This is a genomic window from Corynebacterium minutissimum, assembly GCF_016889765.1.
Classification (GTDB): domain Bacteria; phylum Actinomycetota; class Actinomycetes; order Mycobacteriales; family Mycobacteriaceae; genus Corynebacterium; species Corynebacterium minutissimum_B.
In genome coordinates this window covers 1,767,036-1,780,146 of sequence record NZ_CP069533.1, presented here as the reverse complement: position 1 = coordinate 1,780,146, position 13,111 = coordinate 1,767,036, and the positions used below count along the sequence as shown (strand labels likewise).

At 63.6% G+C, this 13,111-nt stretch carries 13 protein-coding genes; 8 read left to right on the top strand and 5 right to left on the bottom strand.

Annotated features, from left to right (window positions below):
• Positions 1–17: 17 nt before the first annotated feature.
• Both I6J26_RS08375 and I6J26_RS08370 read right to left on the bottom strand, forming a co-directional pair.
• Positions 18–386: a DUF3017 domain-containing protein gene (locus tag I6J26_RS08375; RefSeq protein WP_070511412.1), complete on the bottom strand. Its 369-nt coding sequence runs from the start codon at positions 384–386 to the stop codon at positions 18–20.
• 8 nt (positions 387–394) lie between these two features.
• Entirely contained in the window at positions 395–1,249 is an 855-nt protein-coding gene (locus I6J26_RS08370) for a bifunctional methylenetetrahydrofolate dehydrogenase/methenyltetrahydrofolate cyclohydrolase (RefSeq protein WP_070511410.1), read from the bottom strand.
• 24 nt (positions 1,250–1,273) lie between these two features.
• On the opposite strand from I6J26_RS08370, the gene I6J26_RS08365 reads away from it, so the two are divergent.
• The 5 genes from I6J26_RS08365 (at position 1,274) to I6J26_RS08345 (ending at position 6,234) form a co-directional block, all read left to right on the top strand.
• Positions 1,274–1,744: a tRNA (cytidine(34)-2'-O)-methyltransferase gene (locus I6J26_RS08365; RefSeq protein WP_115021217.1), complete on the top strand. Its 471-nt coding sequence runs from the start codon at positions 1,274–1,276 to the stop codon at positions 1,742–1,744.
• A gap of 45 nt (positions 1,745–1,789) precedes the next feature.
• A complete protein-coding gene (locus I6J26_RS08360; RefSeq protein WP_115021216.1) occupies positions 1,790–3,652 on the top strand; it encodes a pyruvate kinase in 1,863 nt (620 codons plus the stop codon).
• Positions 3,653–3,785: 133 nt separating this feature from the next.
• Positions 3,786–4,031, top strand: coding sequence for a FeoA family protein (locus I6J26_RS08355; protein ID WP_083306697.1), 246 nt, complete (start codon positions 3,786–3,788; stop codon positions 4,029–4,031).
• Positions 4,032–4,033: 2 nt separating this feature from the next.
• On the top strand, positions 4,034–5,965 hold the full coding sequence (gene feoB, locus I6J26_RS08350) for a ferrous iron transport protein B (RefSeq protein ID WP_115021215.1): 1,932 nt from the start codon (positions 4,034–4,036) through the stop codon (positions 5,963–5,965).
• A complete protein-coding gene (locus tag I6J26_RS08345; protein WP_115021214.1) occupies positions 5,965–6,234 on the top strand; it encodes a FeoC-like transcriptional regulator in 270 nt (89 codons plus the stop codon). The genes feoB and I6J26_RS08345 overlap by 1 nt, the downstream gene beginning before the upstream one ends.
• Here the strand turns inward: I6J26_RS08345 and I6J26_RS08340 are convergent.
• The gene (locus tag I6J26_RS08340) at positions 6,206–7,621 is read right to left on the bottom strand and encodes a PH domain-containing protein (RefSeq protein ID WP_115021213.1); all 1,416 of its coding nucleotides are present in this window, start codon (positions 7,619–7,621) and stop codon (positions 6,206–6,208) included. The two genes, I6J26_RS08345 and I6J26_RS08340, sit on opposite strands and share 29 nt — an antisense overlap.
• Positions 7,618–8,067, bottom strand: a complete 450-nt coding sequence (locus I6J26_RS08335; protein WP_115021212.1) for a PH domain-containing protein — start codon at positions 8,065–8,067, stop codon at positions 7,618–7,620. Before I6J26_RS08335 ends, I6J26_RS08340 begins: the two co-directional genes overlap by 4 nt.
• Before the next feature lie 58 nt (positions 8,068–8,125).
• Between I6J26_RS08335 and I6J26_RS08330 the strand changes: the two genes are divergently transcribed.
• A complete protein-coding gene (locus tag I6J26_RS08330) occupies positions 8,126–8,386 on the top strand; it encodes a helix-turn-helix transcriptional regulator (protein ID WP_115021211.1) in 261 nt (86 codons plus the stop codon).
• 7 nt (positions 8,387–8,393) lie between these two features.
• On the top strand, positions 8,394–8,864 hold the full coding sequence (locus tag I6J26_RS08325) for a hypothetical protein (RefSeq protein ID WP_115021210.1): 471 nt from the start codon (positions 8,394–8,396) through the stop codon (positions 8,862–8,864).
• 6 nt (positions 8,865–8,870) lie between these two features.
• Here I6J26_RS08325 and I6J26_RS08320 read toward each other — a convergent pair whose 3' ends face one another.
• A complete protein-coding gene (locus tag I6J26_RS08320) occupies positions 8,871–12,008 on the bottom strand; it encodes an error-prone DNA polymerase (protein ID WP_115021209.1) in 3,138 nt (1,045 codons plus the stop codon).
• Positions 12,009–12,172: 164 nt separating this feature from the next.
• On the opposite strand from I6J26_RS08320, the gene I6J26_RS08315 reads away from it, so the two are divergent.
• A complete protein-coding gene (locus tag I6J26_RS08315) occupies positions 12,173–13,069 on the top strand; it encodes a MetQ/NlpA family ABC transporter substrate-binding protein (protein ID WP_115021208.1) in 897 nt (298 codons plus the stop codon).
• Positions 13,070–13,111 lie beyond the last annotated feature (42 nt).

The following is a 13,111-nucleotide window of genomic DNA, read 5'->3' as shown; positions in this document are numbered from 1 at the left end:
TTTAGGAGCCACACGCGTCATGATCCAAGCGCGTCGATGGAAAAGGCCACGAACACCATCGCCGCGCCCAAGGCCCCGGTAAAGCAGGCGTCAAAGCGCCGCGAGCGCACCGCCAGCACGCCGACCCGCGAGGAATCACACGTCAGGCGCACCACCGTAAGCCACATAAGCGCCCCTCCCAGCAGCATGGTGGCGCGCCGCCAGTGCTCGGATACCGCATAGATTCCCGATACCGCCACCGCAGCCACGAACAACCCAATGGCGACCCACTGCACTGCCGGGGGCAACGGCGAAGGCTTCAGGTGCGCGTCGTGTGGGTTCGACAAGGACACCGGCGGCGCTGCCGGCGCTTCTCGACGCCCCTCCCGTGGACCCTGCGTAGTCATCTGCGGCTTTATTGCGCGGCCAGCTTCTCAGCGCGCTCGACGATGTTGCTCACTAGGAATGCACGCGTCAGCGGGCCCACGCCACCCGGGTTAGGGGAGACGAAACCGGCCTTGTCCCACACGTCCTCGGCGACGTCGCCGGCGAGTTGTCCGTCGACGCGGGAGACGCCGACGTCGAGAACCGCGGCACCTTCCTTGACCATATCGGCAGTAAGCATGTGTGCCTTGCCGGCCGCAGCAATGATGACGTCAGCCTGACGAGTCTCAGCCGCAAGGTCCTTGGTGCCGGTATGGCACAGCGTCACCGTGGAGTTCTCACTGCGGCGGGTAAGCATGAGGCCAATTGGGCGGCCCACGGTCACGCCGCGGCCAATGACGACCACCTTTGCGCCGTTAAGCTCCACTCCGAAGCGGCGCAGCAGGTGGATGCAGCCGTTCGGCGTGCACGGCAGCGGGGCGTCCTCGTTGAGCACCAGCTTGCCCAGGTTAATCGGGTGCAAGCCATCGGCGTCCTTGGCCGGGTCGATGAGCTCCAGCACGCGGTTTTCATCCAGGTGCTTCGGCAGCGGCAGCTGCACGATGTAGCCGGTGCAGGCGTCGTCGTTGTTGAGCTCTGAGATGACGCGCTCGAGTTCTTCCTGGGTAACGTCGCCAGGCAAGTCCTTGCGAATCGAGTTAATACCCAGCTTCTCGCAGTCGCGGTGCTTCATCTTCACATAAGAATGCGAACCCGGGTCATCGCCCACCAGGACCGTGGCCAGACCCGGGGTAATGCCTTTCTCTTTAAGGGCGGCCACGCGCTGGGCCAGGTCCTCAAAAATCTCGTCGCGGTACAGGTTGCCATCTAGTTTGGTAGCGCTCATGCCCACCATCCTAGACTGATGCTTATGAGCCGCCTGCACATTGTCTTCGACAACCCCGTGATCCCTACCAATACTGGCAACGCTATCCGCACCGCCGCCGTCACGGGCGCGCGCCTGCACCTCATTGAGCCGCTGGGCTTCAATTTCGACGACAAACACCTCAAGCGCGCGGGCCTGGACTACCACGACCTGGCAGATCTGAAGATCCACAAGGACTTCGACGCTTGCATGGAGGCTCTGCCCGGCGCGCGCGTCTTCGCCTTCACGACCCACACGGATAAGTGGTTTAGCGACGTGGAATACCAGGAGGGCGATGTCCTCCTCTTCGGCACCGAACCCACCGGCCTGCCAGAGGAACACGCCTTCCACCCGCGCGTCACCGAACGCGTGCGCATTCCCATGATGCCGGCGCGGCGCTCGATGAATCTGTCTAACGCGGCGTCGACAGCCGTGTATGAGGCCTGGCGGCAGCTCGGCTTCCGTGGCGCGGTCTAGGAAGTCGCGGCACAATGTGGGTGACAGCCACGACGAAGGAGCACCATGTCGAACTTGCGCCCACTTCTTGATTCCCTCACCCTGCGCGTTGAAAACGCCGCGACCGAGTACGCCGAGCAGATTGCCCGAGTGGCGCCCACGCACCGGCCCGGCGCGGTGAACCTGGTGCGCTACATGGCACTGCGCTCCCAAGACGCGGTGGAGTTGCAAGAAGGCCTCAGTGCGTTGGGCGCGACGAGCTTGAGCCACCCGGAGCCGGCGGTGCTGGAGCGCCTACATGCGGCCCGTAACGTGCTTGATGCTTTCGACGGTCAAGCCCTGACCTACCCGATGCAGGCCATCGCCTCGGCGTATGCCGATGCCGATGACATCCTCGATGCCAACACGCAGGCACTTCTTGGCCCCACGCAGGACGGCACGCACGCGCGCATCATGGTGACATTGCCCTCCGAAGCCGCCGAAGACTACGACCTCGTTCTGGACTTTGCCCGCGCGGGCATGGAATTAGCCCGCATCAATTGCGCCCACGATGGTGAGGCCGCCTGGGAAAAGATGGTTGAGAACGTCCACCGCGCCGCCGAGGAGGTAGGGCGCGAGATTCTCATTTCCTGCGATATCGCCGGCCCCAAGGTGCGCACTGGTGCCATCGAGCCGGGGCCGCAGGTTATCCGTGTGCGTGGTGAACGCACCGCGTCGGGCGAGCTTCTGACCTACCCGACGCTGGTGCTTTCCGACGTCTCCCGGGCCAAGGAAGCCCAGGAGGTGGCAAGGGAGGCGTCGGCAAGCGCGGCGCGGCCGGCCGTGCCACTCGAAGTAGACTCCGAGTGGGTAGCTGCGCTGGAGCCGGGCGATGAGGTGCGGTTTGCTGAGGCCCGCGGCCGTTCGCGAACCTTCTCCGTGGAGTCTGTCGAGGACGGCGTTGCTGTGCTGCGCGGCGAGCGCAATTGCTATCTGGCGGAAGGCACGGTTTTCAGCCATGAATCGGCGACGACGCAGGTGCACGGGGTTCCGGCGCTCGAGCAGAAGATTCGCCTGCACCGCGGAGACGAGCTGGTCTTAAGCACGTCGCAGGAGCCGGCGCGAGTCGTGGAGGGAGAGGTGACGACGATTGGTTGTACTCTCCCGGAGGTGGTCACCGCGCTCGAGGTGGGGCACGCCGTAATTTTCGATGACGGCGCCATCTCCGGCCGCGTTACCGAGGTTCGGGACAACGGGGCCGAGCGCGAAGCTGTCATCACCATCGACCATGCCGGGCCCACCGGCACGAACCTGGCGGCGTATAAGGGCATCAATCTGCCCGATACCGATGTTCCGCTGCCCAGCCTTACTGAGGACGATGTTGCAGCGCTGCGTTTCGTCGCCACGCACTGCGACATCGCGGCCGTATCTTTCATCCGTACGCCGAGTGACGTGGCTTTTCTCTTCGACACCCTCGAGGAGATTGCCGCGGCACAGGAAACCGAGGAGCTAGCGCAGCGCGTGCGCGAGCTGGGTATTGTGCTCAAGATCGAAACGGTGCCAGCATACGAGCAACTGGGCACCGTGCTGCTGGAAGGCATGCGCCACGAGAAATTCGGCATCATGATTGCCCGCGGTGACCTCGCCGTGGAGCTGGGCTTCGAGCGCATGGTGCAGGTTCCGGGGCGCATCATGAAGCTCGCGGAGGCCGCGCACATCCCCGTCATCATGGCCACACAGGTGCTGGAGACCTTGGCGAAGACCGGCCTTCCCTCACGTGCCGAAATCACCGACGCCGGCTATGCGCTGCGCGCCGAGTGCGTCATGCTCAACAAGGGCCCGCATATCACGGAGGCCATCCGTATTTTGGACCGGATGTCGCGCAAGCTGGGCCGCTCGCGCCTGAAGAACCGCCAGATGCTGCGTCAGGTCGGCAGCTGGACCTACTAATCCGGCTCCACCGTGGCGAAACCGCGCCACGTGGTGAGGATCACCTAAGATTCTCACCCCAAAGACTAGACCTGCCTATCTTTGCTTAGGGTACCCTATATGGGTAAACAGGATAGGAAGAGAGCCGACCGATATGTTGTCTGGGTGCCCACGGCAAACTGCCGACGCCATCCCCATGGGATGCACCGTTACCTTGGGTAAAGAATGTATTTCCTGCACGTGCGACGCCGCTTTGGCAGTGCGTCTCGGTGAGCTGGGGATCCGCCCCGGCGCCACGTTGACCATGGGCCCACGCGTGGCGGGTGGGGCGCGCGTGGTGTCGGTGGGCACGTGCCGCTACGCCATCGATAAGGCAACACTTCAGGCCATCGAGGTCTAGCCATGGCCTCCGCCCCTAGCTGCCACGGCGATCCGGGCGGCGCGCTTGCCCCTGCCGGCGCACCCATCGTCGCTCTCGTTGGCTCCCCTAACTCCGGAAAATCCACACTGTTTAATGCCCTGACCGGCGCGAAGGCCCAAACCGGCAACTGGCCCGGGACCACCGTTGAGGTCAGTCGCGGCGCGTGGAAACTAGGTGAGCGCACGGCCGATCTCATCGACTTCCCCGGCACCTATTCGCTCGATCCACTCAGCCCGGATGAGGCGCTGACCCGCGCCATGCTCATCGAGTGCGCGGAGGACGAGCGCCCCGATGCCGTTGTTGTGGTCGTCGATGCCACCGCCGTAGCCCGCGGCCTCAATGTCGCGCTCCAGCTAGCGGAACAGCCCTACCGCCTCATCATCGCGTTGACGAAGACGGATGTGGCGCTCAACCAGGGACAGGTCGTCGACGCCTCTGCGTTGGCCGAGGTCACCTCCATCCCGGTGGTGGTTGTGGATGGGCGTAAGCGGGAGGGCGTCGAGAAGCTGCGCGAGGTCGTGCTCGAGTCTTTGGCGCAGCACCCGGTACAGCTGCGTGAGGATACCGGGCTGGAGGGGCGCTTCGCGGAGCTGGACGCGGCTGCGAAGGCCTCGGTACGCGAGGTCGAGCACGCCACGCCATTGTCTCACCGCCTCGATGCGGTGGCGTTGCACCCGGTTGTCGGTCCCCTGCTGTTTCTAGCGGTAATGTGGCTGGTCTTCCAGATCACGACGACGGTAGCAGCTCCCCTCCAGGACGGTCTGGAGGCGCTGGTGTCTGGGCCCTTGAGCGACTGGGCGCGGGCGGGACTTGCGGCCATCGGCCTAGGCCACCCCCTCATTACGGGCCTGCTTGTCGACGGCCTCATTGGCGGCGCCGGCATGGTCCTCACCTTCGCCCCGCTTATGGCGCTGATGTTCTTGTGCTTGGCGGTGCTGGAAGATTCCGGCTACATGGCGCGAGCAGCGGTGGTGACGGATCGCCTGATGCGGGCCATTGGCCTGCCGGGCAAGGCCTTTATCCCGATCGTCGTGGGCTTTGGCTGCAACGTGCCGGCGATTTCGGCCACGCGTGTACTGGGCAGCCCGCGGCATCGCATCATGACCGCGCTGCTCATCCCGTTTACGTCGTGTTCGGCGCGCTTGGTGGTCTTCGTCATGCTCTCGGCCACGTTCTTCCCGGAGCATGCCGGCAGCGTGGTGTTCATCATGTACGTCATTTCCATCGCGCTGCTCGTGCTCGTGGGTTTGGCGCTGCGCAAGACTCTGTGGCGCGCGGTTCCGGAAGAAGCACTCGTTATTGATCTGCCGACCTACCAGCTGCCCACGGTGCGCCTAGCGCTGAGCGTGATGTGGACGCGCCTGAAGGGCTTCTTGCAGACCGCTGGCGGCATCATCGTGAGCACTGTGGTCGTAGTGTGGCTGCTCATGGCCATCCCGGTGGGCGCGGCGGCGCAGGATTCGTCGTGGGGTGAACCACCGGCCCCGGAGGATTCAGCCTATGGCGCGGTCTCGCGCACAATCGCCCCGGCCTTTGCCCCGGCTGGCTTCGATTCCTGGTCCTTGGCCGGCCCGTTGGTCACCGGTTTCGTAGCCAAGGAAGCGCTGATTTCGACGTGGGCGCAGACCTATGCCGTCGAGGATGTCACCGACGCCTCTGCCGAAGAACAATCCCACAGTGCACTCAGCGACCACGTGCGTGAAGATTTCGAGCAGGCTTCCGGCGGGCATACCTTGGCGGCGGTGTGGGCCTACATGCTCTTCCTGCTGGCTTACACTCCCTGCGTGGCCACGATTGCCGCGCAGCGCCGCGAGATTGGCTGGCGCTGGACGCTCTTTGGCTTCGGCATGCAGCTGGCCACCGCGTGGGTGCTGGCGGTGGGTGCCTTCCACATTCTGAAGGTGTTCATCTAATGCCCACCTCCCCTATCCAGGCTGTGCACGCAGCCATCGAATCCGGTGGGCGTTCACGGGCGGTCATCGCCGCGGAGACGGGGCTGGAACCGGGCACGGTGGACCTCATCTTGGAACACCTCACTGCCAGCGGCGTGCTGGACATGGAGCCGCTGGGCTCGTGCCCATCGGGCGGCTGCGGGTCCTGCTCGGCGGCGTCAGCCTGCACGGGCCCCAGCAGCACCCGGGGTCCGGTGTTGCTTAAGCTTCGCCGTCCAGCGGACCGTTAAGCGGGCCTTCCAGAACCGGAAGGCGGCGGGTGCGCAGGCGGGTGAGGAGCTCGGAGGCATCATGAGGCGTAAGGTCCTGACCCGCCATCCTGACTGGACCCGCCACGAGGTCGAAACGCACAGTACGCACGCCCGCAAGATGGCTTAGCGGCCCCACCTTGAGCGTGAGCTCCTGGATATGCGGGGTGCCAATCACCATGACGCGGCGGTTGATGCGGCCTCGATGCACGATGGTGACAGGCTCAGGCGAATCCACCAGCGTTACCGACTGCTGCTTGCGATCAATGGGGCTGACCCACCATGCTCGGCGCGGCGAGGTATACGTGGGCTGCGTGTGCCCCTCGGGCCGGGCATAATCCTCGATCTGTGCGCGGTCCAAGTCCGAAATGAGCGCCAGCAATTCCAGCGCTTGCTCACGGGTCCCCACGGGCAGGATGCGCGTCGAGCCGGACTGTTTACCGCCTCCCTTGGTGCCGTAGCCAGCAACGGACACGTGTACCTCATACCAGCCGAGGCGCCGCCACAGGAAAGGCTGGCTTACCCGCACGCCGTGGATGCGACTTATGCGGATGGTCTGGCGGCGACGGTCGGCAAGGCCGTAGGAGATGTTGAGGGCGTGGGAGGGGGCGTCGTGAAGCGCGGTGAAGGTCCACGAGGAATCCACCAGGCTCCACACACGGCCCACAAAGCCCACGATGATGGGCAACAGTGCGGTCCACATGCCGGGGATGAAGAGCAAGCCGCCGATGATGAGCGCGGTAATCAGCGTAGGCAGTCGCAGTGCCTCCGCAGCAATGGTGCGCACGATGGGAATCTCCGGAATGAGAGCCGGTTCTGCTATCTCTTCCACTGCTTGTTCTGGCTGCTCAGTCTGTCCACCGTTCGTGCGGCGCAGCAGCTCGGCGCGCAGCTCTTCCGCCTTCGCCTTGGACAGATACTGGATCTGGATCACAGAAGAAGTACCGCCCGCGGTCTCTATGCGCACCGAGGCGAGACCCAACAGTCGGGCAATGACGGATTCCACCACGTCCACCGCCTGAATGCGCTCATAGCGCGCGGAGCGAAAAGACGTCGAAATCACGCCGTGGCGCAGCGCGACTTCATCATCGGTGAGCTTGTAGCCCAGCTTGCGCCACCACACTCCAGACACCAGCCAGATCACGGCACACACCAGCACAAAACCACCGATTCCCAGCAGAGTGCCGCGACCCACCTCGCCCAGATGTCCGCCCTGCAGGTAGGACACAACGTCCTCAATCATCGAGGCGTTGATATTGAGAACAAAGATGGCGAGCAGCGCCAGAATCAGCGACCAAAAGCGTAGCAACGGGGTGAGGCGGTGGACGCGGGTGTAGCCGTCGACGTCGACAAGCGCGCGGTCTTTCACAGTCCACTCATCCTCTCGCGGGCTTTAATGGCGAGGCGCTCGCGCAGGGCATCGGCGTCCGCGGCAACCAGGCCGGGGATGGTGGCGTCGCTGCTGGGCGACGCCGTGTGCAGCTTCACCTTCTTGAGCCCCATTGCGCGCTCCACGGGGCCGGCGGTGACGTCGACGAATTGGATACGGCCATACGGCACGACGGTGAAGGTGTGCCAGATTTTGCCGCGGGTGACCAAAAGTTCGTCGGCGGTTTCCTGCCAGCCTAAGTTTTTGACCTGCGCGGGGATGAGCCACAGTTCGTAGAGCGCCCACACAACGAGCGCGCCAGCGACCCAATAGAGCCAGTCCCACCAGAAATACGCTGCGGCGGCAGCGAGGGCGGCGAGGATAACATCCCAGCTTAAATTCGTAATGTAGCGGGCTTTCGTGAGTGACGGGGATACGGGGTTCATGCCAACACCCTAACACGAACTCTTGACAAGTTGTTGGGTTTATACAACACTGTGATGTATGTCCCCAAAGAGAAAACCTACCCGCCCACTCTTTAACCGGGTCCGCGTGCTCCGCGTTGAACGGGACATGACGCGCGCACAGCTTGCCGACGCCATCGGGGTCAACCCCCAAACCATCGGCGCACTCGAGCGCGGCGACCACTCCCCCAGCTTGGACCTCGCCTTCAACATCTGCGAAGTCTTCAACCTACCCGTGGAAGCCGTGTTCTCCCGGACCGAATTCACCCCCATGTCCTCCGAAATCTACCGAAAGGACTAGCCCGCACATGTCCGCCTCTATTCCCGATTCCGTTAAGACCCGCAAGCGCTACATCACCCTGGCCGATCTCTCCTCCTGCCTCATCATCCTGTCCCTCCCCCTGCAGTTCTGGAGCCTTTTCACCTCACTCATGGTGGCCGGCCTTGGAACGCTGCTGTGCGCGCTGTTGACTGCCCGCCTGCGCGCCACCATCAACGCAGCAGACCTGCCCAGGACAGAACTTGATGAGTACCAGATGCAGCAGCACGTCGAAGCGCGCGACGACGGCCTCAAGTTCTCCCTCGCCGCACTCGTCATCCTGCTGCCAGTCACTGGTCTTATCGCCTGGGGCGCGCGGACTATGCCCATCATGGACGGCGTGTTTGTATCCCAGCTCTACCTCAAGATCATCTTGCTGCTCATGGTGTGGGTGCCCTTCTCCGTGGCGCGTTCCTTGGCCGGCAAAATGAACCGCGACGAGCTCATCTCAAAGGAGTAAGCACCCCTAGCGGAAATCTCGCGAGCCGCGCGAAAGGGCCTCGCCGAAGGCCAGCGGCTCCAGCTGGTCGGCGGCAACGGTGACCGCGCCGGAAGCATTCTGCACGATACCGCGCACGATGAGCGCGGGCGCGGTGCGGGCGGTGACCTTGTCTCGGGCCCATAGGCCGGGCGAGACCATCACGTTCATCAGCCCGGTCTCATCCTCCAGGCCGAAGAACACCACACCAGCCGCGGTCTGAGGGCGCTGGCGGTGCGTGACCACCCCGGCGATGCGCACGCGCGTGCCATCCTCCACGGCCGGCAGGTCCGCCGCCGACAGGACGCCGCGGGCACGCAGCGCCCCGCGGATCTGCTCCATAGGCTGCTGGTTGTGGGTCACGCCGGTACTTGCTACATCCGCCGCCATGAGCTCGAAAGCACTCATTCCCGGCAAGGACGGCGCCTCGATGGCAGAAAGTCCCGGTAGCATCCCTGCCTGTTCCGTCGCGGCCACACCTGCCTGCCACAGCGCTTGGCGACGATCCACCCCAAAGACATCCAAGGCCCCCGCCACCGCGAGGGCCTCCACGTGATCGACGGTGAGATCGGCGCGGCGGGAGAGATCGGGGACGTCGGCAAACGGCGCGGCCGCCTCAATGCGGTCGGCGGCTTTATCCCCCAAGCCTTTGATGAGGTTGAGCCCCAAACGGATACGTACCTGGCCATCCTTCCCCACCACGGCGCGGGCCTCGCGGCCCGAATCGTTGACGGTGGCCGGCAGCACCTCCACGCCGTGACGGCGTGCATCCTGAATAAGCGACTGCGGCGAGTAGAAACCCATCGGCTGCGCGCGCAACAGACCCACGCAAAACTGCGCCGGATAATAGCGCTTAAACCACGCCGAAAAATACACCAAGGAGGCAAAAGACTGCGAGTGCGACTCCGGGAAACCATAGGCGGCGAAAGCGACAATTTTGGCCCACAACTTGTCCGCGACCTCCCCGGCAATCCCGTTGGTTTCCTGCAATCCGTCGTAGAAACGCTGCTTGAGTGCTGCCATCTTGGCCGGCGAGCGCTTCGAGCCCATCGCGCGCCGCAAATCATCAGCTTCCGCACCGCTGAACCCGGCGGCGTCGACGGCAATCTGCATAAGCTGCTCCTGAAAAAGCGGAATGCCCAGCGTCTTGCCCAGGGATTTCTCCAGCACCGGGTGGTCATACTCCACCGGCTCCTTACCATCGCGGCGGCGCAGGTACGGGTGCACCGACCCGCCCTGGATGGGACCCGGACGGATGAGCGCTACCTCCACGACGAGGTCGAAGAAAACCCGGGGCTTGAGCCTCGGCAGCGTATTAAGCTGCGCGCGCGACTCCACCTGGAACACGCCCACCGCATCCGCGCGGCAGAGCATGTCATAGACTTCCGGGTCCGCCAGGTCCAGCTCCCACAAGTTGACCTTCCGGCCGGTGGTCTCCTCCACCAAGTCCATCATGTGATGCAGGGCCTCGAGCATGCCCAAACCCAGCATGTCGAACTTCACCAACCCCGCCGCGGCGCAATCGTCCTTATCCCACTGCAACACCGAACGATTCTCCATACGTGCCCATTCCACGGGCACGACATCCGCAATCGGCCGGTCACACAACACCATGCCACCAGAGTGAATGCCCAGGTGGCGCGGCTGACCGAGGAACTGCTCGGCTAAGGATTCGACGTCGTCAGGCGCGGGCGCAATCCCCTTCGACCACGCATCGGCCGAACCTTGCGGGTAGCCCAACGCTCGCGCAGCATCCCGCAGCGCGCCTTTGCGGCGATACGTAATCACGTTAGCCACCTGCGCGGCACGCTCGCGGCCGTGTGTGGCGTAGACGTACTGGATAACCTCCTCGCGGCGGCCTGATTCAATATCAATATCAATATCCGGCGGGCCATCACGGTCCGGGGAAAGGAAGCGCTCAAAGAGCAGGCCGGCGGAAATCGGCTCCGCATTCGTAATCCCCAGCGCGAAACACACCGCGGAATTTGCCGCCGACCCGCGCCCCTGGCACAGGATGTTCTCCCGCCGACAAAAATCCACGAAGTCGCACACAATAAGGAAGTAGCCCGGAAAACCGAGCTGCTTCACGACGCCCAACTCATACCTCATCTGCTCCCACGCCCGCTCCCTAATCTCCTTAGGCCGCGTGGCGTAGCGCGCTTTCGCACGTTCGAAGGTGAGGTGCTCCAACCAGGACATCTCGGTATGTCCCTCCGGCACGTCAAAATCCGGCAGGTTGGGCGCTAGGGCTTCCCAGGTGAAGCTGCAGTCCTCCAGCACTCGGACGGTTTCCGCGATAAGTTCTGGACGGTCTGGAAATAGCTGCGCCATCTGCTCCCCAGAGCGCAGCCAGGACGAGCCCATGGGGTGGGAGTTGGGGGAGGCGTCGGCAAGCGCGAGGCGCCGGGACAAGGCTTGTTTGGCCCCAGCCAACCGCGCGTGTTCCCGTGTGGCGGCAGCCGGGCGGGCCGTAGCGATAGCGCGCGGAACCGGGCAGGAATCCAGCAGCGCGTGGTGGTCAACGTCCTCCGGAACTTGGGTACAGGAGTACTCCAAAACCATGCTGTCTATTTTAATTCTTTCGCTCAGATAGTCGAACTTCTCTGCCCATTCCCACCCCACAAGAAAGAAACAATGCTCCTGCAACTCCGCCGCAATATCCGCCAACGGCGGATAGACCACCGCATCTTTCTCCCCCGCCTCCATACGTGCACGGGAGATGAGCCGCGACAAACGGCGATAGCCCTCCGGAGTGCGCGCCAACACGGTCAGCGGCGCTGGTTCGAGGCTCAGTTCCGCGCCAAAAACAGCGGGAAGGCCGACCTTGGCGGCAGCCTCCGCAAACTTCATGAGCCCATAGAAGCCATCCCTATCTACCAGCGCCATTCCCCGCAGTCCCAGCTCGACCGCCCGCGCCACAAGCTCCTCCGGCTCAGAGGCCCCTTGCAGGAAGCTATAGGAACTCACCGCATGCAGCTCCGCAAAGGGCACGGCAGAGTACCCCGCCTTCGGGGCGTCCGTAGCGTCCGGCAGATGCTCCACCGACACGGGAATGGGGCCTGGGCGGCCAGACAAGATCCGCTCGACGCGGGACCACGGTAGCGCTGCACCCCCATTGAACCTCATAGCCCCACACCTTATAATCGAACACTCATTCCCGTCAAGGTTTTCGTTGAACAATTACCGGAATAGACAAAGCGGTTCAATCGTTGCTAGTTTTTCGAGCAGTGTAATCACCTGCGGTGCCTCACCCCGTGCCGCACAACCAAGAAGGGACACTAAGACCCATCATGAGCATCCGTCGCGTACTTGCTGCCACCTCGGCAGCTGTCATCGCCGCTACCGGCCTGGTCGCCTGCTCCTCCGATTCCTCGGACTCTGAAGCCAAAGGCGGCGGCGAAGAAATTACCAAGGACTCCACCATCACCATCGGCACTACCGATGCCAACATGGAAGAATGGGCTGTCTTCCAGGACCTGGCCAAGGAGGCCGGCTACGACGTGAAGCTGGAGAACTTCGCGGACTACAACACCCCGAACCAGGCTCTGGATCAGGGTCAGCTGACCGCCAACAAGTTCCAGCACCTGCAGTTCTTGGCCAAGTACAACCAGGGCAACGGCACCGACCTCGTCCCGCTCGCCTCCACCGAGATCTACCCGCTGGCCATCTACTGGAAGGACCACAAGGACCTTTCCGACATTGAGGGCCAGGAAGTGGCCATCCCGAATGACTCCACGAACCAGGGCCGTGCTATCGGCCTGCTGGCCCAGGAGGGCCTGGTCACTCTTAAGGAGGACAGCCCGCTGATCCCGACTCCGCTCGACATCGACGAGAAGAAGTCCAAGGTCACGGTCACCCCGGTCGACGCCGCCCAGACCCCGGCCGCATACGGCGAGGGCAAGCCGGCCGTCATCAACAACTCCTTCCTGGAGCGCGCGGGCATCGACCCGAAGTCCGCTGTGGCAGAGGATGACCCGAACTCCACCGAGGCAGAGCCGTACATCAACGTCTGGGCCGTACGCGCCGAGGATGCTGACAACGAGACCCTCCACGAGCTGGCCAAGCTGTGGAAGGACCCGAAGGTCACCGAAGCTGTCCTGAAGTCCTCCGGCGACACCGCCGTGGCTGTGGACCGCCCGCAAGAAGAGCTGCAGGAGATTCTGGACCGCCTCGAAGAGGAAGCCTAAGCCCCCGCTACTCCACATGTCCCCCCGCGTTCACGCTTCAGT

Bases quoted from the DNA above. Each gene is read 5' to 3' on its own strand.
- I6J26_RS08375 (WP_070511412.1), bottom strand. From the start codon at position 386: ATGACTACGCAGGGTCCACGGGAGGGGCGTCGAGAAGCGCCGGCAGCG.
- I6J26_RS08370 (WP_070511410.1), bottom strand. From the start codon at position 1,249: ATGAGCGCTACCAAACTAGATGGCAACCTGTACCGCGACGAGATTTTT.
- I6J26_RS08365 (WP_115021217.1), top strand. From the start codon at position 1,274: ATGAGCCGCCTGCACATTGTCTTCGACAACCCCGTGATCCCTACCAAT.
- I6J26_RS08360 (WP_115021216.1), top strand. From the start codon at position 1,790: ATGTCGAACTTGCGCCCACTTCTTGATTCCCTCACCCTGCGCGTTGAA.
- I6J26_RS08355 (WP_083306697.1), top strand. From the start codon at position 3,786: ATGTTGTCTGGGTGCCCACGGCAAACTGCCGACGCCATCCCCATGGGA.
- feoB (WP_115021215.1), top strand. From the start codon at position 4,034: ATGGCCTCCGCCCCTAGCTGCCACGGCGATCCGGGCGGCGCGCTTGCC.
- I6J26_RS08345 (WP_115021214.1), top strand. From the start codon at position 5,965: ATGCCCACCTCCCCTATCCAGGCTGTGCACGCAGCCATCGAATCCGGT.
- I6J26_RS08335 (WP_115021212.1), bottom strand. From the start codon at position 8,067: ATGAACCCCGTATCCCCGTCACTCACGAAAGCCCGCTACATTACGAAT.
- I6J26_RS08330 (WP_115021211.1), top strand. From the start codon at position 8,126: ATGTCCCCAAAGAGAAAACCTACCCGCCCACTCTTTAACCGGGTCCGC.
- I6J26_RS08325 (WP_115021210.1), top strand. From the start codon at position 8,394: ATGTCCGCCTCTATTCCCGATTCCGTTAAGACCCGCAAGCGCTACATC.
- I6J26_RS08320 (WP_115021209.1), bottom strand. From the start codon at position 12,008: ATGAGGTTCAATGGGGGTGCAGCGCTACCGTGGTCCCGCGTCGAGCGG.
- I6J26_RS08315 (WP_115021208.1), top strand. From the start codon at position 12,173: ATGAGCATCCGTCGCGTACTTGCTGCCACCTCGGCAGCTGTCATCGCC.